Annotated in this window: 18 protein-coding genes; 7 read left to right on the top strand and 11 right to left on the bottom strand. The window is 56.5% G+C overall.

All coding sequences use genetic code 11. From position 1 onward, the window contains the following. Positions 1-141: 141 nt before the first annotated feature. A complete protein-coding gene (locus tag ACIQJ2_RS03425) occupies positions 142-495 on the bottom strand; it encodes a hypothetical protein (RefSeq protein WP_400665709.1) in 354 nt (117 codons plus the stop codon). Positions 496-801: 306 nt separating this feature from the next. Here ACIQJ2_RS03425 and ACIQJ2_RS03420 point away from each other — a divergent pair, with 306 nt between their 5' ends. Beyond that, on the top strand, positions 802-1,170 hold the full coding sequence (locus ACIQJ2_RS03420; RefSeq protein WP_199146518.1) for a hypothetical protein: 369 nt from the start codon (positions 802-804) through the stop codon (positions 1,168-1,170). Positions 1,171-1,262: 92 nt separating this feature from the next. On the opposite strand, the gene ACIQJ2_RS03415 is transcribed toward ACIQJ2_RS03420, so the two are convergent. From ACIQJ2_RS03415 to ACIQJ2_RS03395, 5 genes are all read right to left on the bottom strand, one after another. Further along, the gene (locus tag ACIQJ2_RS03415; RefSeq protein WP_400665711.1) at positions 1,263-2,012 is read right to left on the bottom strand and encodes a lysozyme inhibitor LprI family protein; all 750 of its coding nucleotides are present in this window, start codon (positions 2,010-2,012) and stop codon (positions 1,263-1,265) included. A 466-nt stretch (positions 2,013-2,478) separates the two neighbouring features. Next, positions 2,479-3,423 carry an ornithine cyclodeaminase gene (locus ACIQJ2_RS03410; protein ID WP_400665713.1) on the bottom strand — a complete coding sequence of 315 codons (945 nt, stop codon included), beginning with the start codon at positions 3,421-3,423 and terminating at the stop codon, positions 2,479-2,481. Positions 3,424-3,435: 12 nt separating this feature from the next. After that, entirely contained in the window at positions 3,436-4,197 is a 762-nt protein-coding gene (locus tag ACIQJ2_RS03405) for an amino acid ABC transporter ATP-binding protein (protein ID WP_400665715.1), read from the bottom strand. After that, complete coding sequence (locus tag ACIQJ2_RS03400) at positions 4,194-5,135, bottom strand: amino acid ABC transporter permease (protein ID WP_199146513.1); 942 nt, start codon at positions 5,133-5,135, stop codon at positions 4,194-4,196. The genes ACIQJ2_RS03405 and ACIQJ2_RS03400 overlap by 4 nt, the downstream gene beginning before the upstream one ends. A gap of 59 nt (positions 5,136-5,194) precedes the next feature. Continuing rightward, complete coding sequence (locus ACIQJ2_RS03395; protein WP_400665717.1) at positions 5,195-6,070, bottom strand: ABC transporter substrate-binding protein; 876 nt, start codon at positions 6,068-6,070, stop codon at positions 5,195-5,197. 194 nt (positions 6,071-6,264) lie between these two features. Between ACIQJ2_RS03395 and ACIQJ2_RS03390 the strand changes: the two genes are divergently transcribed. Continuing rightward, positions 6,265-7,365 (top strand): LacI family DNA-binding transcriptional regulator, encoded by a 1,101-nt coding sequence (locus tag ACIQJ2_RS03390; protein WP_400665719.1) that lies wholly within the window; start codon positions 6,265-6,267, stop codon positions 7,363-7,365. Here ACIQJ2_RS03390 and ACIQJ2_RS03385 read toward each other — a convergent pair. Beyond that, positions 7,360-8,208, bottom strand: a complete 849-nt coding sequence (locus ACIQJ2_RS03385) for a PfkB family carbohydrate kinase (RefSeq protein WP_400665721.1) — start codon at positions 8,206-8,208, stop codon at positions 7,360-7,362. The two genes, ACIQJ2_RS03390 and ACIQJ2_RS03385, sit on opposite strands and share 6 nt — an antisense overlap. Before the next feature lie 84 nt (positions 8,209-8,292). Here ACIQJ2_RS03385 and ACIQJ2_RS03380 point away from each other — a divergent pair, with 84 nt between their 5' ends. The 4 genes from ACIQJ2_RS03380 (at position 8,293) to ACIQJ2_RS03365 (ending at position 12,478) form a co-directional block, all read left to right on the top strand. Next, entirely contained in the window at positions 8,293-9,294 is a 1,002-nt protein-coding gene (locus ACIQJ2_RS03380; protein WP_400665723.1) for an SIS domain-containing protein, read from the top strand. 600 nt (positions 9,295-9,894) lie between these two features. Then, positions 9,895-10,482, top strand: a complete 588-nt coding sequence (locus tag ACIQJ2_RS03375; protein ID WP_199146508.1) for a methyltransferase domain-containing protein — start codon at positions 9,895-9,897, stop codon at positions 10,480-10,482. Positions 10,483-10,494: 12 nt separating this feature from the next. Further along, a complete protein-coding gene (locus ACIQJ2_RS03370; RefSeq protein ID WP_400665725.1) occupies positions 10,495-11,097 on the top strand; it encodes a DedA family protein in 603 nt (200 codons plus the stop codon). Between the two features lie 388 nt (positions 11,098-11,485). Continuing rightward, a complete protein-coding gene (locus ACIQJ2_RS03365; RefSeq protein ID WP_400665727.1) occupies positions 11,486-12,478 on the top strand; it encodes a hypothetical protein in 993 nt (330 codons plus the stop codon). A gap of 412 nt (positions 12,479-12,890) precedes the next feature. Here ACIQJ2_RS03365 and repC read toward each other — a convergent pair whose 3' ends face one another. From repC to ACIQJ2_RS03345, 4 genes are all read right to left on the bottom strand, one after another. Further along, positions 12,891-14,237, bottom strand: a complete 1,347-nt coding sequence (gene repC / locus ACIQJ2_RS03360) for a plasmid replication protein RepC (protein WP_400665729.1) — start codon at positions 14,235-14,237, stop codon at positions 12,891-12,893. Positions 14,238-14,391: 154 nt separating this feature from the next. Next, a complete protein-coding gene (gene repB, locus ACIQJ2_RS03355; protein WP_400665731.1) occupies positions 14,392-15,393 on the bottom strand; it encodes a plasmid partitioning protein RepB in 1,002 nt (333 codons plus the stop codon). 5 nt (positions 15,394-15,398) lie between these two features. After that, on the bottom strand, positions 15,399-16,592 hold the full coding sequence (repA, locus tag ACIQJ2_RS03350; RefSeq protein ID WP_199146501.1) for a plasmid partitioning protein RepA: 1,194 nt from the start codon (positions 16,590-16,592) through the stop codon (positions 15,399-15,401). A 417-nt stretch (positions 16,593-17,009) separates the two neighbouring features. After that, complete coding sequence (locus tag ACIQJ2_RS03345) at positions 17,010-17,498, bottom strand: ProQ/FINO family protein (protein WP_400665733.1); 489 nt, start codon at positions 17,496-17,498, stop codon at positions 17,010-17,012. Between the two features lie 687 nt (positions 17,499-18,185). Between ACIQJ2_RS03345 and ACIQJ2_RS03340 the strand changes: the two genes are divergently transcribed. After that, complete coding sequence (locus ACIQJ2_RS03340) at positions 18,186-18,710, top strand: hypothetical protein (RefSeq protein ID WP_400666810.1); 525 nt, start codon at positions 18,186-18,188, stop codon at positions 18,708-18,710. Positions 18,711-19,261: the final 551 nt, after the last annotated feature.

Here is a 19,261-nt window from a genome sequence, read left to right as displayed (position 1 = left end):
TATTCGCTGCCTGGCAGTCGTCTCCGCAGCAGGCCGCATTCTCTTCTAAATGATTTGATCGTGAAAGCTCGAGCATCGATTATTGCTCCGTCCAGCCGGATGATCGGGGTCGATGATATTCGCGTGGATGCGGTACATGCTTCATCGTTTCCGCTTATCGCCTGATGGTTCCGCGGCCATTACAGAGGCCCGCAGTCTCGAACGCTTTCTGGCCAATATCTTCCATAGGAACTGAGCTAACAAGGCGATCCCGAAAATCGCCAGTGCGACTTCAGCAACCGGGATCGTAAATATCATCACCCATCCGAACAAACCCATTTGATAGAGAAGGTCCCCGTAATCCCTTCCGACAATGATACAGGCGTGCACTTGCCCTTCATTCAGTTCGCAGCCAGCGGCATTCGCGACGAGACTGGCTAAGGCGGTAACAAGGATCGGGGAAAGGGCAAACAGCGCGATCCCGAGGAGCGCAAATATGACGAGCCGCCAGTGCATTTACATCAATATCCTCATCGAGAGCTGCGAAAGCGTATGCATTGGCGCTGGCGCCCAAGCATCAAACCCGCTGGGATGATGGTGCTGTCTCGTTTCTCCCGCAATCGAAATTGCAATCGTATTGCAGGTGTTCGTACAGTGCTTTTCAACCTTTCATTCGGTTTCCGAATACATGTCGGCATGACAAATGGGAGGCTACTTGAAAATGCAATTCCGGTTTAGAGTGCGAGTCGATTTTCGGCAATCAATGTTGAGATCGCCCGTAAACTTGCATGCCAAACGGTCGATCGAGAGGACTTCCGGCCAGTGAAATCCATAGCAATCCCTATCGTACTTCTATTCGCGACCGCCTCTATGGGAGACGAGTTGAGGCCTCATTATGCCAGAGCGGCCGTTCAACCGGTGACGGTACAAAAGCTGCCCAACAATGAGATCAGCATCCGCTATCACGTTTTCCCGGAATCCAATCATTACTCAAGCGGCGTCAATTACGAGAAAATAGGCAACATGCTACAGGTGAGGATCGATCGTTGTCGTGTCGGTGAAAAATGCGCTCCGATGGCGAAGACAGTAATTCCCCTCGATGAAAAGTGGGAGGCGGAAGTACATATCCCCTACCATGGAGAAACGGTTGTTCTCGTTCACGCCGATTCCCAGGACGTCATCTATCCGTGATTGAACTGCCGGCCATTTCCAACCGTCAGCAAATTGCCCCTGCTGTTGTTGCGATCTGAGCTGCCTCAGGCTTTCCGATGTAAATCGCTTGCTCAGTGCACCGGGGGATAGATCGGGCTGGTGAGGCATTGACCGAACCATGTCTCGTCGGCTTCATCCAGCGGCCAATTGGCTTCCGCGTCGAGTTTGGGAAAGCCTGCTTTCAGCACGGGGAAATGTTGATCGGGCTTGGGGGCGGACTCCCATTCGCCTTTTTTGCCCTCGCCGCAGATATCGCCTGATTGATCCCCACAGAAGGCGACTGGCTTGGCCTGATCCGCCGCGACGGTGCTAACGGCATGATACATGTAGAGCGACCACGAGGCGAATTCCGTACTCAAGCTGCAAAGACGCTCCTTGTTCTGTACGTGGATGGCGCCGTTGCATTGATAGGAAAAACTCGTCTGCCCGCTGTCGTTTGGAATGAACTCGCAACTTGTATCGAAGCCGGAAAACGCGCCTCCAGTAAATTTAGCCAGAAAGCGACGTTGCGCTTCAGCGTGAGCAACAAAGCCTTTGTCCGACCGGTCAGTAAGCAATGCTGTACGATCCACCATTGCTTTGCGGAGCTGCGCGATAGGAAAAGAGGTATCATCGCTGCTGAGCCATTCGTTGCGAGCCGCGACCCAACGGCGCTGACTGCTCACGAGCATCGCTCGAATTTCGGCGTCTGGTGCAGTTTTCAGCAGCGCATTATAGGCCGATCCCATGGTAGCGTCGGCGGCTTTCAAGCCCGCATTGCCGCAAATTGCCTTATCAGCATGATTATTTGCTTTGGTACAATCGATCGCCAATGCCGGCATGCTGGTCCCCAGAAACGCCGCTAGGCAAAGCACTGTGAGCCGATTTAGCATCTTGAAGGTCCTGCGTGGCATGTCCGCTCCATAACTTGCTTTCCGGCCGCAGATATCTTGAAACCGCAGTCTCACATATGAGATTTTTGATATCGGAACATAAATGCACTCGTTATGGACGTGGGTGTACCGAGCGCTATCACTGACGGGCCATCCGAAAAGCGTTCTTCCTTGAACTGACCTGCCTCGGGTTAGTGCCTCCAGATTGGATCAGAGCGCGGCGCGTTGTGAACTGCCCCGGTTCCAGGCCAGCGGAGGTTAGAGCTTTCCGGCTTCATTACGGGTGGCGGGCTGAAAAGGCACAGTGATCCGATGACACTATGGAAGATGCTGGACACAGAGCCGGGTCGCGAACGATCAAGTCGAGCAGATACGCCATTGCCAACCGATCGCTCCCGATATCATTCGGCTTTGACTAAAGCTGCGAATTTATAAGATGGCGAGCTGTGAACATATCGAGATGGCCGCCTCCGACATTCTTGTACATGGTAATTTGTTCGACATTCTCGCGACCGGCATGGCGGCCGCTGCAAAGCTCAAACAGGTCCGCCACAATGTCCTCACGCGTGAGGATCCCGGCACGAATTGGAGCGGCAACATCGCCGGAGCCTTCCGCATTGGCATACGTATCCACGAAAATCCTGCCGGCACGGCGCGCAACCTCGTCATCCGCTTCGCGCATGTCTGGCATATAGGCGCCGATAAGGTCCACATGTGTGCCGGGTTTCAACAGCGCGCCGCGCACCAGCGGTTCGGTCGCCATCGTCACGCATGAGACGATATCGGCCTGCTGCAGCGCCTCCTCCAGAGATGAAACATGCTGGACCGCTGCCGGAACATGGCTCATGCGAGCAGCCAGGGCCCTGGCTCTGGCGGGATCGCGGTTCCAGATCAACACGTTTTGAATGGAGGGACGGACGCTCGTATGGGCTTCGATAACATGCGGAGCCAGCCCGCCTGCGCCCAGCACCAGCAGGGTGGCTGCGTCCTTGCGAGCAAGAATGTCGACACCGAGCGCCGAATCCGCTGCCGTCTTGCGGAACGTCAGCGCAGCGCCGTCGCAGGTAGCGATCGGAGCCCCGGTCCTGGCATCGATCAGAGCCACGAGGCCTTGTACTGACGGCTGCGGTGGCGAGAGTGCAGTATTACCCGGAAACACGCCAACCAGTTTGACCGCGATGACCTCCCCGGATGCCCAGGCAATCAAAGAGACAAATTTGTTGGCATCGTTACCGCTGTCGCTGAGCACGGTGGTGCTCATTTGCGGCATGGTGCCGTTCAAGTGGGCCGCCCGCAATGCTTCGATCAAGCCGGCATAGTCCAGCAGAGAGTCGATCTGTTGGGCATCGTAATGACGCATATGGGAATTTCCTCAAAGAACTCGGGCAAGAAAGGAGCGGGTGCGGGCCTGTTGCGGATCGGATAGGACATCGCGCGGATTGCCGGCTTCGACCACGACGCCGCCATCCATGAAAACCAGATGATCGGCGACATCACGAGCGAAATTCATTTCATGGGTGACCACGACCATGGTCATCCCTTCTTCGGCGAGCTGACGCATGACGGTCAGCACTTCGCCGACCAGTTCAGGGTCGAGCGCCGATGTCGGCTCATCGAACAGCATGAGCGCCGGCTGCATGGCAAGCGAGCGAGCAATCGCCACGCGCTGCTGCTGACCACCGGAAAGCTGCCGCGGATAGTGGGCGGCATGACCGGCAAGTCCGACCTTCTGCAGCAGCGTCATTGCTTCTTCGGTCGCTTCCGCTCTCTTCTTGCCCTTGACGACCATCGGCGCCTCGATGATGTTTTCCAGCGCCGTCTTGTGCGGGAACAGATGGAAGCCCTGGAACACCATGCCCATCTTTTGTCGCTGCACCGAAAGCTCGTTGAACGACATTCGATAGAGCCGCTCACCTTTCCAGCGCAGTCCCACAGGCTCGCCCTCGAGGTAGACGACGCCCGATGTCGGCACTTCCAGGTAATTCAGGCAACGCAACAGCGTACTTTTGCCCGAGCCGGAGGGACCGACGATGCATGTGACGTCGCCCGCCTTCACCGTAAGATCGATCGACTTCAACACCTGATGGGTACCGAAACTCTTGGAAATGCGTTCGGCGTTGAGAAGCGGCATCATGGCGTCACCTCGCCGCGATTCCAGCCCCAGAATTTGCTCTTGAACAACGAGCCGAGGATCTTGCGGTAGTCGAGCGGCGTCTCTTGCTTCAACCGATGTTCGATATAGTGCTCGATCACGGTGAGAATGGTCGAAAGCACGAGATACCAGATCGTCGCGACGATCAGCAGCGGGATGGTCTGATAAGTGCGCGAATAGATCATCTGCGCGGAATAGAGCAGGTCGGGAAGTGCCAGCACGCTGACGAGCGAGGTGAACTTCAACATCGAGATTGTATCATTGCCGATCGGCGGGATGATGATCTTGAGCGCCTGCGGAAGGATAATGCGCCGCAATGTCTGGGCTTGCGTCATTCCGAGCGTGGCCGCCGCTTCGCTCTGCCCGGCGCTGATCGCCTGGATCCCGGCGCGGATCATTTCGGCCGCATAGGCGCTTTCGGTAAAGGCAAGGCCAAGCAAGGCAGCACTCATCGGGGTGATAAGCTGGTTGGTCGGTACTGACCAAAGCTCAGGCCCGAAGGGTATGGCGATCGAAAATGTCGGGATCAGCAGGCCGAGATTGTACCAGAATACCAGCTGCACCAGCGGCGGCACACCGCGAAAAAACCAGATCCATGCCCAACTTGCCGCCTGGAAGACCGGGCTTCGCGACAGGCGCATGATCGCAATGAGGGTGCCAATCGCCAAGCCGAGGATCATCGACACGAATGTCAGCAGCAGCGTCCTGCCAAGCCCGGCAAGGATCTCGCGACTGAACATGTACTCCCAGACCACCGACCATTGCAGGTTTTCGTTGGTGAACAGGAGCCGGATGAACAGGAACGCGAAGGCCAGAAGGAGAGCCCCGCCAATCCACCAGGACGGATGGAAAACATCAGCGGGCTTGGTCGCATGGATATCCGGTCGATCGGCTGGCGTCACGGATCTAGGGTCAGCCATCTCATAACTCTTTCAAGAGGAGTGGCCCGGCGCCTTTTGGCTCCGGGCGATTGTCGCGATCAGGGATTCGGATTGTCCTTGGTTGCCAGCACGGCCTTGTCGAGCATGCCGGCGCCATCGACACCCCATTTCGCCATGATACTCTTATAGGAGCCATCATCCATCATCGCCTGCAAGGCATCCTTCAAAGCCGGTCCGAGCGGATCGCCTTTGCGCACGCCGATGCCGTTGTAGACTGCGTTGCTGACGAGCTTGGCCATGTCATATTTGCCGGTCTGTTTGGCAAGATAGGCAAGCTTTGCGGAGCCTGCGGCAACGATTTCCACCCGGCCCGACGAAACCGCGAGTTCGGCGGCGTTCTGGGTGGTGAATTGTTGCAGATCGATCGCCTTGAGGCTGGCGGAAACGCACGTCTCGGCGCTGACCTTGGTCAGGTACTGGAAATCCCAGGCCCCGGTTAGAAGAGCCACGCTATGGCCGCAAAGATCTTTTTCCGCCTCTATCTTGAAGTCTTTTCCCTTGAGGAAGGCATAGCCGGTGCCCTCCTTGCGCTGGGGGATGAAGTCCAGCACCTGAAGACGCTCGGGCGTCACGCCAAATGAGGAAAAGCCGGCATCGAAGCGCTTGCTGGCGAGGCCGGGAATGATGATGTCAAAACTGGTCGCCTCGAATTTGAAAGGAATGCCGAGACGCTCCGACATTGCTTTTGCCATATCGACACTCCAGCCTTTCAATTCGCCATTCTCGACGAATTCATCCGGTGGCCAATCGTTGAACACGGCAACGTTGATGCCGTCTTTCTGGTAGTTGGCTGGCAGTGCATCATGGAGCTTCTTGTCGACCGCACCCGCGGTCGTTGCGGCAAGCGCCGTCGTGATTGCGGCGCCTGCAAGCAGCGCCGCCAATCGGAGAGGTTTCCCTAACAGTCGTGTCATACTCATTCTCCTTCCCCTCTTTTGAATTGCACTCCCGGCGCTTGCCGGATTCTGCCGGTTCTTGATTGCCGAAGAAATTTGTGCGAACGTTCTCACATTATAGGCATTGCTTTTTCAAATTCGTCAAGAGAGAAATCTGAATCGAGATCCGGCCATGGCAAAGGCTGGAAAGCAGCGGAAGAGAATGGGTATAGATGGCTGATAAGCGACCCGACAAGATTACTATCGCCGAAGTGGCAAAATTGGCCGGTGTCAGCACCGCCACAGCCGGCCGCGTTCTTGGCGGGTACGGCTATTCCCGGCAGGAAATCAAGGAGAAGGTCCGCGAAAGCGCCGAGAAGCTGGGCTATCGGCCCAACTTGCTCGCCCGGGGGCTGATCACCGGAAAGACCATGACGATCGGCGTCGTGGCGGGCGATATCCAGAGCCCCTTTTATGCCAGCATCATGCGTGGGGTTGCCGATATCGCGCGTGCTTCGGGCTTCGGCGTATTGCTGACCAATAGCGACGAGCGGTTGGACAGGGAATTGGAGGCTGTCCAGCTCCTGCGGGAAAAGCAGGTCGACGGTTTGATCATCGCGCCTTCCGATATTGTGCGCTCACCGCATTTGCATTCTGCGATTAAAGACGGCTGCCCGGTTGTCATGATTGACCGTGCCGTGGTCAATCTTGCTGCCGACTCCGTCACTGTGGACAATCGCGCGGCCTCCCGAGAATGTATCGCCCGGCTGATCGCCGTCGGCCACCGCCGCATCGGCATGGTTGCCGAGCTGGAGCGCTGGGAGCATGGCGACTTCGATGAGTTCATCCGTTGCGTGCTGAACGATACCGTTGACCCTGCCAGTCTGTTTCCGAGTTGGCAGCGCCTGTTCGGCTATTTCGAAGCGCATCGCGATGCCGGTCTGCCGATCGATAAGACACTGGTTGGCCGCGTCGGCGTCTATTCCGCCGAGGTCGCACGCAAGGAGACGCATAGGCTACTGCAATTGCCCGAGCGGCCAACGGCTCTCTTCACCGCCGATGGTTTGATGTCGGCGGCGGCAATGGAGGTGATCGCTGCCCTCGATCTCAGCATCCCGTCGGACCTCTCGCTGATCTGCTTCGACGATCTCGATTGGATGAGCTTTCTGAAACCCGGCATTTCCGCAGTCGTGCAACCATTGACCGACATGGGTGAAGCAGCAGCAAGACTGGTCCTTGCCCGAATCAACGGCGAGGACGGCAAGCCGCAAAGGCTGGCGCTGACGCCTGAATTTGCCGACCGCGGCTCCGTCGCGCCGCCGCGGATATCATAGATCGGGATATGCCGCCCTGAGCGCGTCGACATCGACAGAGATTTCGATCGGAGCGCCATGGCTAACCGCGCCGTAGTAGCCGCAAGTTTCGGCTGCTGCGTGCGCCGCCGCATTGAGAAGTTTGATAGGCGCTTCTTCCTTGATCAGTCCATAGAGCGTGCGGGCGATGAACGTATCGCCGGCACCAAGTGTATCGACCACCTGCGTCCTGAAGGCCGGGACTTCGAACCGATCATCGCCATGTCCGAGAATTGCGCCTTGGGCGCCGCGCGTCACCAGCGCCCACTCGGCACCAGTTTCGACCATCCGATGCGCGAGCGTCAACGCATACTCTCTCGAGTCGTCTCTCGCCGAGGCCGATGCAAGAAAGCAGATCGGCGCGATTTTCTGAAGACGGTCATCGGTGTATTTGTTTGAGAAATCATAGGAAAGCTTGTTCGATGCGGCAACCATTGCGATGTGCTCATCAAGTCCGCTGGATTGCCCGATGTGAACAGCATCGAAGCCTCGGACGAAGGAAAAGTCCGCTTCGTTCGGTGTGAACATCGACACGCCGAGATCGAAAGTCACGAAGACGCGGTCCGAATTGCGGTGCCCGATCACGCAATAGGCGGTCGGCCCATCCAGCCGGCGCAAATGCGAGACATCGACACCTTCTGCGGCCAGGGTCGAGGCGATCAGATAGCTTGCCCGATCCCTGCCGACTGCCCCCACATACGCGGATTCCCCACCGAATCTGCGAATGAATACAGATAGATTGAGGCAGTTACCGCCCGGAAACATCGTGTTCTGCGACAGGTAGCAATCGACGACGTTATCGCCCATCGCAGCAATCTTCACCATCGGGAATCTTTCCAATTGACAAGATGTGAGAACGTTCGCACATTGCTGAAAACCTGTCAACGCTCCTATGGGGAGACACAAGCGATGAAGACTGAACTGAACCCGGATATTTCCAAGGCCCTTGCTGCCCTGGCAGGAAAGACGATCGCCAACGTCTTCTTGGTGGCGTGTGGAGGGTCGCTGTCGATCATGCATCCCGGCAAATATTTCCTCGACCGGCATGCCGACAAATTGAACTCGGATGTCTATAACGGCGACGAGTTCGTCTGCCGCAATCCGCGCCGGCTTGGCAGCGAATCCGTGGTTATCCTGTGCTCCCAAACAGGAACGACCAAGGAGACTATTCGGGCCGCAAAACACGCGCGGGAACGGGGTGCGACCACGATCGGCATGACGCTGGATGCCAAGTCGCCGCTTGCCGAAGCTGTCGATCACGTGGTCGCCTATCAGGCGCCCTACACGACTGGTATCGCCATCGACGCTGCCGAAAGCAACTATGGTGTGCTCTACATGATCCTCGCCGGGCTGTTGCGCCAGGTGGAAAACAAAGATGTCGTAGCCTCGTTGCTGAAGAGCCTAAGTCATCTTCAGCCGGCGATCGACAAGGCTCACATCCAATATGCCACGTTGTTCGATACATTCGCCGAACGCTTCCAGGACCGCAATGTCATCTACACGACTGCAAGCGGCGCAAACTATGGTGCGTCCTATTCGTTTTCGATCTGCGTCCTGATGGAGATGCTATGGATCAACTCGCAGGCCATCCATGCCGATGAATTCTTCCATGGACCTTTCGAAGTGGTGGACAAGAATGCGAGCTTCATCAGCTTCATAGGCCTGGACGAGACCCGCCGGCTGGAAGAACGCACCCGCGACTTCCTGTTCAAATATGGCGACGAGAAGAACATCCTCGTGCTCGACGCTGCCAATCTTCAGCTGGACGGCATCGACGATGCGTTCAAGGGTTATCTTGTGCCGTTGATCTTCTTCGATGCGTTGTGGAAGTTCGCCTACAAGCTCGCCGCGCGTCGCGAGACCGTCATGCTCGATGGTCGCCGCTATATGAAGAAAATCAGTAATTACTAGAATAGCCAGGTGCCGAACCTTCCATCGCAGCAACTCGAAGAGCGTGCTGCGATGGAGGCGGTTTCCCTCACTTCGGCATACTCCGCGCAATCGACAAGATGCATCTTTCGCTTGAAGAGAGCGACGTTTGCACGAAGGGGCACGTCCCTAACCCTTTCGCGCGCCCAGTAGAGTACAGTTCGTACACCTCCCATTGAAAGACAGCGCCATCCGGCATGTCGATAAGGTGCCGCGTTGCGCCGACGCATCCGCTGGCTGGGAAATGTATGCCGCAACGCGGTCCCCTCCCCTCGCTATATCAACCTTGCATGTGCCGGTTCGCATACCGCTCCGAGGGCCAAACCCGAGCGTCAGATCGGCCAATCGTGCTCTGCCTTGACAGGCTGTCTCAATCCAGGCGTGGGACACAGCTTTGCGATTGACGTGGTTTGCAACTCGCCATGAGCTGCGCTCCGCCGATCGAGCAACCGTTTATATGGAACGGTTAACGGTCCTCATATCTGGATGGTCTGACAATGTTATCGACGTTACCAGTGCAACTCGTCAGCGTCACCGTTGACGCTGATACCGCCCCAATTGCTTTGAACAAGCGGGGTTGCCATGCTGGGCTCTGACGCACTTGCCTTTTTTCGAGCCTGGATCAGCAATCCTCTGCGTGTCGCTGCGATCGCTCCATCGGGCCGCGCAGTGGCAGCCCTGATGACAGCAGGCGTGACGCCCAGCACAGGGCAGGTTCTTGAATTGGGCGCGGGAACCGGCCCTTTTACGAAAGCCCTGCTTGCGCGTGGCATACCGGAGCAGAGTATCACCCTGGTCGAATATGACCCCATCTTTGCGCGCTTGCTCCAACGCCGCTTCCCCCTGGCACGGGTGCTGCACATGGACGCTACCGAGTTGGCGACGATCGGTCTTTCGGCAGGCGCTGCGGTTGGCGCTGTGATCAGCGGATTGGGTATTCTGACCATGCCGCCGGACAAGGCGGCGGCTATTCTCAGCGGCGCCTTCGCGTGCATGGCGCCGGGCGGTGCCTTTTATCAGATAACCTATGGACCGCGCTGCCCGGTGCCTCGCAGGATACTCGATCATCTGGGACTGGAGGCCGTACGTTGCGGATGGACGATGCGCAACCTGCCGCCTGCCTCGGTCTATCGGATCACACGCAGTCTCGATCATTCCTCCCGTCGATAATGTGAACCGACCATGGAGATGTCACCCGTTATTGTCACGATGCTGAGCTTCGGCATCGTCGGCCTGGTCTGCTTGGCTGTCGCGGAAAAATTCATCCCTATCTTTCCGTCCTATGTCCTGCTGATGTTCGTTGGCATGACCGCGAAAGGCGGTCTGAACCTTACAGCAATCATAGCTGCCACCACGATTGGATCGACGCTTGGTTCTCTGCTCTGGTATGGGTTTGGGCGCGCGCTTGGCTCACATCGGGTCGAGCGACTAGTTGTACGCTATGGCCGCTTCATCCTGCTACCGCCTTCACTTTACCAACGGCTGATTGGTTCCTATCGACGCAACCAGTTTTGGACAACCCTCGTCGGCCACACCATACCGGCCGTCCGCGTCTATCTCGGCTTGCCGGCCGGCGTGTTCAAACTCGAATTGCGCGGCTTCATCCTGGCCACCCTTATCGGTAGCTTGTTGTGGAATACGCCGTTCCTGTGTCTGGGTTTCCTGTTGTATGGAAGCGGCTATGATCCGATCACTCTGGGTCTTGCCGTCGCGGTCAGCTTGATTGCCGCTGAGTTCGCCATAGTGTGGATCCTGCGCCGGACGCGTCGCGGCGATGCGCGATAGCTCGGATCGAGCAACAGCGGCGCTGCGGGAAACGCAATCATCACACCTTGGTCAAAGGTTGGACGGAAGACCAGATCACGCGACTGATGCCCGTCAAACGCCACATGATTGAACCATGTGATTATCGACTGCCTCCTTCGGTCGAAGATCAGCCATATTTGCGCCCGAATGCTTGCTGGAGCGGACGAAGGGACAGGATGGCAAGCACGCGATGTCTATCGTGACAGCCATTATTTCCCGCGGTCGTTAGGATCTCATTCAGCAAAACAGAGCACAACTATGATTTCAGGATCCGGGTACATGAGAGCCGAGCTTGTGGGGCAAGCGTGCTGTCATTTGCCGTTCTTCGCGGCACCGGTCCGAAGTGTTTAATAGGAGATCGAATCCCGTGCGGTTGAGATATGCCCCTCGAAGCATCGTCAGGATGCTCAGCCTTTGCTCCGTCGCTATTATTGTCACAAATGCACCGCCTTCTCTCGCGGCGGAGCAGTCATCGGACATTCCCGCATGGCTCACAACGCATGTCGGTCAGGCAGACGGACAGATCGCCCGTCCGGTTCTGCAAAGAGCCCGCTCCCTTTACATGCGGAAGGTGAGCGAAGGCAAAGTCAGGAACCCCTGTTACTTTGCGATGGATGCAACGCGCCCGAACGATCCGGCCGATGGAGGCAGGTTCTATATCGTCTGCGAGGCCACGCAGACATTCCGTGTGGTTTCTTCCGGCCATGGCAGCGGCCGCGATCTCAAGGGCGTCGTGGACTTCGGCAACGGTCGGATGTGCGCCAGGAACTTCGGAAATGCGATGGATTCAAACCTGACGACAGGCGGCTCCTATCTGACCGAGGAAACGAAAACGACCTTCAAGGGCTATTATCGCGCCTCACAGGCCAAGGATACGGCCTATCTTCGGACCTTTCTCCAGTTTGATGGCGAGGGCGAGACCGCCAATGCACGCCAGCGCGCGATCGGCGGCCATGCAGCCGCAAAAGTTGCCGGCGTGTGCATGAAGAAGGATCCACAAAGCCCTTATGCCAATCGTGACGGCTATGTTCCCCTCGGCAAACTGGTGGAATATGCCGGTGGCCGCAGCGACGGTTGCACGAGCTGGGCCGCATCCGACGCCAATCAGATCATTTCCATGGTCAAGGACAATCCGACGACGCTCTACATTTATCCGGAGTCCAAGGATATCAATGCCATTGCGAAAGCCGCCGCCGCTGGCCGATCGCCATCGCAGGCCGGATTGTATTGGAACGACTCCTGCTTGAAGGCAATCGGAACGCCAAAATTCTGGTCTAAGGAAACGCTCGAGCCGGTGATTGTGCAGTACAAGAAGGATCACCCGGCACCTCCTGCTCGCCCCATACCGATTTGCCAATAGCAACCACCCCGACCGCATCAGATCTCGATATCCGGTGCCGCTGTAAAACGGCATCGGCGTCCAGCGTCTTGAAGGCGGCTGCAGCTTTACTCAGGCACTGTGACCAAATTACAAGCCTCGCATAGACTTTCCTGCATAAATCTGCGATAAGAATGCAGAATTTACAGAGAGATGAGAGTTCTTTCGCCGCTGTTTTGGTGCCTTTCTGCTGAATTTTAACCATTCCCCATCCAATTGATTTTTCAAGAATATTACCTCGAAGCGGAAGCTATTTAGTACTTCCGTTCCATCAGGCATATGCAACGCATGAGCAATCGTGAGCCCAACACGCTGTTTTCGGCGTGCGAGGATACATTCAGTGCATCGGGAAGCCCCGATCAGTCTGCTGTGTTACCAGCCAAAAGTCAGCTATTCATGAGGCTGCCGAGTTTCCCAATACGGATGGTCTAGGCTGACTTCTTGTGTTCGATACCGTGTTGGCCCTAAGAAGAGACATCAACATGGGACCAAGCGCAAATTCTCCTTTCTGTGTCCGCCGGGTGAGATCGCGAAGATAGGCGCCAGCGGATTTGATCTGCGAGGTTCGTTGCAGGATGCAGGCGATCACTGTTGCGGTATTCTCTACGCCCATAGCGGTACAAGCCTCCTGGTGCGTTCCAGAGCTGATCTCCAGCATGGATCCGACGACGATGGAAGCAGAGGTAAGGTCTCGCCAATTGTTGATCCGGCCGTTGGGGCTGTAAGCAGCGATGTCCGGGCAGGCGCGGATGATGAGATCCAGTGGGAACGATTTCAGCGCTGTACCCCCTCCCCCAGCATTTTCAGGGCTGACATCAACTGGCAGCGAATGTCTCGTATTTTCCGCGACAGGCCTGTTTACGGCCGGAGGAGCTGGATGGGTTCGTTGCTCGATAACTGTCGCGGACAACGCGGGGCATGCTTCTGGCTGCACGGTTTCAGATTCAATTATGGATTCGGAGTCTGAATTCTGTATGTGCCGCTCATTTTGATAGTGATTGGCGCTCAGAATTTTTGTTTTCGCGTGTTTTTCCAGTCGGTTGACGATTTCCAGATGCAGAAGATCGAGCTTGTGGTGGAGATGCTCGAGTGCAGTCGCGCTGGGGGAACGTGGAAGGCTGTCGATGAGGTAACGGAAACCGCAATGGATGGCATCCCAGTCGCCAGCAATGGCTTCGGTGATTGCCGTTTCGATTAGTTTGGCGATATCCCGCCGGAGAAGACTAATGCGTTCGCGAAGCGCTTGTGCGTGCAAGCGTTCTGCCACGACCGCAGCAGCCAGATGCTCGATCTCGTCGGCACGAGAAAGAAGAGGCGCGAGTGAGAAACCGTAGGCCTCGTGAAGATCCCCTGCCCGAGTTCTGCGGGCGTAGCGCTTACCGTTGGGACTGTCGCGACGGACAATGAGACCGGCCTCGACCAAGCCTGCAAGGTGGCGTCGGATCGTCTGCTCCGCCATGCCGTGGGCGCGAAGAGACAATTGTGCGTTCGAAGGGAACACAATGAGGTTTGCATCATCCGAAAGTTCGTTCTTCGGATAGAAGCTCAAGAGCGCATTGAGAACGGCAAGCGCTCGATCGGTGATACCAAGGCGAGGCTTGGCTTCACAGAGCGCACGATAGATTTTCCACTTGTCGACCGATCTGACGGGCTCGTCATGTCGAGCTCTTCTTTGAGCTACCAACATGGCAAGCGTCATCGGCCGCCGCCCAAAGGGCGTCGTCACATATTCAGCTTCCATTTTTCTTCACCTACGTTGAGGCAAAAGAAATCTGCTCACCAAAACGATGCCAAAGACTCTTGACTGTGATTCGTGGAAATGCGATTCTGGATGTGCTTAAGATCGAGAAGGGCTTCCACGACAACGTCGCTTGGGGGCCTTTTTCTTTTGCTGCTTACGTTTCCTTTCCTTGTTGGAATTCGCTGAAGAGAGATTGTAGTCTCTCCTGCACAAACTGATCAAAGCCAGGAGCCGCCTTGCTGTCGAAGACAAAGGTGGCGCGAGCAGGCGTTCTCTTAAATGTCACCGGCACACCGGATATGGTCGATGGCGCGATCTCAGGCTTTGCTGACGCCGGTTTGCCGATCGCCAGAACCATGGCTTGCTGGAAGCGCTCGTCACTCGATAGCTTACGGCTGTTGTCCGCGGACAACTCGGCGATAATCGGCTCATGGGCGACACCTTCGAGGCGTTCTCCCAGTTCAAGCCAGCGCCTGCGACCGATATCCGGAGCAGGGCCAATCGCGCTGATCAGCGCCAACGGGACCTGTCTCATAACGATGAGCATTTTCGACAGCGCGGCTTTATCGACGCCGAGCGAGGCCATGATGATATCCCGGCCAAAATCCCGCTGTTCGAGCCGCAATGCAAAAAGGGCGCGCTCGATGTATGAGAGGTTCGTGCGGGCGCTGTTTTCCTGCCCCTGGCTCACCACGAGCTGATCATCGGTAAGCTGCCGAATGACGGCGCGAACCTTGATGCCAAGTTCCTTGGTGGCGGCCAGCCGGCGATGGCCGTAAGCAACCTGATAACGTCCGTTTGATTCCGGATGCGGACGCACCAGGATAGGAACCTGCTGGCCATGCTCACGGATCTGTTCGATGAGCTGACCAAGCTCGATCGGATCTATCTCAAGGCGATCGGTAACGAAGGACCCATCAATAAGGTCGGTATCGATCTCGACGATGGTTTGGCCTTCGGCCAGCTGTCGCTCAAGATCGTTCGCCCGCTCCATCTTCTCTGTGATGTTGCCAAGCGTCCTGGTAATCCCACCCACGGGACCGCCGGTTCTGGCCTGCGGTAGAAAGCCGGCTATCGGGCGGTTATCCTTTGCGCCGACGGAGTCAGTGCGCCCCGTATTCGGGGCGGAAATTTCGAGCAGATTTTTGCGTGCCATCTATTCTATTTCCTTCCCCACGTTGAGCGGATGTTCGTCTCGATCTCGCTGTTTACAAGATTGAGCGAATCCAGAGCGCGGTCGTAGGTGCCCCTGGTAAATTGGGCACGCTCGACTTCGTAGAGGGTCTGTTTGGTAACGCCGGCATCAGCGACGGCCGTCGATTTGACCATCGCATTCTGGAGCATCCGGTTGCCGAAGATGGCTCGCATAAAACCTGTCATCTGGCTCTGTGGCCCATCATTCGGCTCAAAGCGCGTGACGAGGTAGCGCATCCAGTCGTAACTGGTGCGTCCGCCGGCGTTCTCCACCACGGTCATGAGCTCGCTCGTCATGGTCAAAAACTGCGACATCGACATTACGTCAAGCATCTGCGGATGGACGGTGATCAGAATGGAGGTTGCCGCGCAAAGCGCCGACATCGTCAAGAAGCCGAGCTGCGGTGGGCAATCGATAACGACGACATCGTAAAAGCTCTCGATTTCGGTCAAGGCTTCGCCGATGCGAGCGAAAAACATCGTCTCGGCCCTGCCGGCAGCCATCACTCGAGGCGTCTCATGCTCGAACTCCATGAGCTCGAGGTTTCCGGGGATGAGATGCAGGTTCGGCGTATAGGTCGCGCGGACGATATCGGAAATCGGCCGAGGCGCATCATAGCGAATGGCGCCGTAGAGTGTTTCGCCCTCCCCGACATCAAGTTCCGGCTGGTTTCCGAACAGAGCGGACAAGGAAGCCTGCGGGTCGAGATCGACGGCGAGCACCCGGTATCCCCTGAGCGCTAAATACTGGGCCAGATGGGCTGAAGTCGTGGTCTTGCCGGAGCCGCCCTTAAAGTTCATTACAGAGATGATCTGTAGCTTCTCAGACCCTCTTCGGCCCGGCACATATTTGGGTGTACCGTTTCGCTCGTCGAGAACCCGGCGGATGCGGTCCATATCTTCGGCGGAGTAAAGTCGGCGGCCGTTGGAAAGCGGATCTGGGCCGTGGCCTTCTGCCGCGATCTGGCGGAGATAGCCCTCACCTATACCGATGAAAGCAGCAGCTTCGGCCGGCGAAAACATCCGCATCGTCTTTTGTGACTGAGGCGGGAAGAGTTTCGCCTGGTGCTGCTGTAGCTGATATGACAGCTCCTGCGCGTCTGTTGCCAGAAGCGTCGGAAGATGCTCTTGATCGTCCTTGAGTGCGAGACTCGGTTGCATAGTCGTTTTCCCAATTAACTGCGCAATTGTGACGGAATGCCGCGGAACTACGCAGTTATAATATGCTCCGATTCGTTGCCGTTTTACAAATGCTTAAACAATCGGCAGATTTTAGCGCGTTTTACTCGCGAAATGTCGGATATCAGCTCGAACGATCGCTGCGATGTGCGGCGTGATATCCGGGGATCGGGGAGGGCGCACGGCTATTTCCATTGCCGATCGGCTTCGCATGCTAAGGGTAGTCCGCGGACTACTGCATGAAGGATCGCGGCGCGAGATGCTGCTGATCGCCATCACTCAAGCGGAGCCGCTACTTGGTGCGGCACCGCATTCCGGCTTCTGCATGTATTGGAGTTTGGGTGTGCCCGAGCAACACGGCACGGGCGGTCGTTTTAGGCGCTAAGTCTATGTCGAACCCTAACGGGCGACGCGATCTGAAAGCTTGCGGCCGCCGAGAAGCGAAGCTCGGATCAACTCCGCCTTGCTCAGCGCCGGCGGAGCCGACACTTTGGGTTCATCAACAGGGGCGGCGGGCTTGGCCTGTACCTGACGCAATGCCGTAAGGCGCTTCTGTGCTGCGAGCCTGTCTTCCGTCGACAGTTGTTCGATCGGGTTGCCGGCGATGTCATGACGCATGGAGTCCGACTGGGCGCAGGCAAAGTAATATTGCTTGGAATGGAGAAACGAACTGGTGGCGCGGCGAAGCGACATCACCGACATGTCGGGCTTCAAAAGCGGACGAATTTCATTCCAGAGGCCAAGTGCGAAGGGACGAATGATATCGCCGGGTTTCGCTGGCAAAATATCGATGCGGTGAACCAGAAGTGTATTGATCGCCTCTGCCTTCTTGACGTCGAGTGCCGTTGCCGCGATCGGCCCGCGATTGGTCGTCCAGGGTTCTTCCATGAAATCGTTCCTCTGCCTTGAAATCCATTACGAACTGATTGTGAAGCGATTTTGACGGAACGGCAAAGATTCCGCCTTCTTCTGCTGGTGGGTTCGTTGAACCGACCCCGATATATGCAACAGCGACAGCGACAGCAAGTTTTGGTTAACGAGATTTTTATAGTTGACGCATAGCTTGCATCTCGCCGCGAAGGGTATCGAGTACGCGGCGCCTATCCTTCTTCCCTCGAAGGCTTCCACCCATCTGCGTCCTATCGAGTGGCGCTCGAGATTGCTCAGTCGTAGCGCTCTATCACCCCGGTTAGACGTCTCGGGATCGTTCGTACCGCCCCGGCGACGACATCGGATAGATCCAGCTTTGTGTTGCGAGGCTCCGAACAAAGCATCTCATAGAATATCATGGGCAGTTTCAGGATGATGGTTCATCGATCCTCGTTTCCGTAGCGGTTCATCGACTGTGCCCGGGAATGGGAGCTTCCCCGTATCTCATGAAAACTGCGATTCACGCTTGGTCGAGTTTCCTTCTCAGACATGCCGCCCCTTCAACTGGGTTGCGTTAAGCGTTGTTGCGACGCTGGTTTCAAAAATCGGGTTGGCGTCTGGACGACCTGGCGATACATACGCGATGAATATAAATACCATCCGAGTTCGAATCGATTGACCGTTTTCCGGAGAGCTGCCTTGAACATGAAAACACTCCTGTCCCTGAGCGCCGTTCTTTCGCTCTCGCTTGGCTCCAATGCGCTGGCACTTGAGAAGGCTGCCTTCTTCGACGCGGCTCTTTGCAAGCCGGCCTATTCCACGAAGTCGGCAATGACGATGTATGAGGAAGCCGAAAAGCTTTCTAAGGCCGATACCTCGTTGCTGACGGCCGCGGTCTATAAGCTACCAGCCGACTTTGGCCGTCAGGGCTTCAAGACGAGCGAACTGGTTTTTGCCGGCACCAGCTTTGGTGTGCTGGTGGAAGGCTTGCGCGCCGATGATCTCGCCAAGGCCTATCACCTGAAATCGGACGGCTTCGGCAACCTCCTCGGAACAGCGACGAAGTCCTATGGGCGCACCTTATCGAAGGCCGAGCAGCCTGCAGCGGAGATGGGAGTGGTCTCCGTGGTCGCCCGTGAGTCCTCTGCCTTTCCCGGCAAGACCCTTCTCGCCTGCGAGTTCGTCAGCAACGAGGATCTCGAGGCTATGAAGCAGTTGCAGGCGAAGTAATTTCAGCGGTACATGCGCCGAGCATAGGCGACGATGCGGGGACGCAGGAAAACTGGCGCGTCCCTGCATCAGCTCGTCTCAAGGCTCAACGGTTGTCCGCGGACAACTACTGCGGCTCGGTCATGATAGAGGGTGTATCGATCCTTGCGGAAGCAAGGAGGCACATAGCTTCATTACGGCTTGTTGTTGCTATGATTTCAGATGGATAGTCATCGACAGCAATCGTTCGAAAAACACTATTCATACATAGGTAGGCCAAATTTTCGGGCGATGCAGAGCCGCCTGGCGTTGCGCAAGCAGCTTTCAATTGCGATGGATAGTGAAACCTGTCTATCTAATGAGACATCGGGTGGCTGGATAGCAAAAGGCTGCGTTTGAGATGGCCCCTTATCTGCTATTATTTTTCATCTTCGTCACATGCGGCCTCGTCAATATGACACGACCTCGAAACTCTATTAGGCCAGTGAGTGAACGAGACACCGAAAACGCTTACAAAGCGGCTTTCAAAATTGAATCCAAAGAGACCGTAGAGCGACGAAAGCTCATAAGTC

This window comes from Rhizobium sp. NPDC092011 (assembly GCF_044756305.1).
In the GTDB taxonomy this organism is placed as follows: domain Bacteria; phylum Pseudomonadota; class Alphaproteobacteria; order Rhizobiales; family Rhizobiaceae; genus Rhizobium.
The sequence above is the reverse complement of the archived record's forward strand: the minus strand, read 5'-3'. Positions and strand labels throughout refer to the sequence as shown.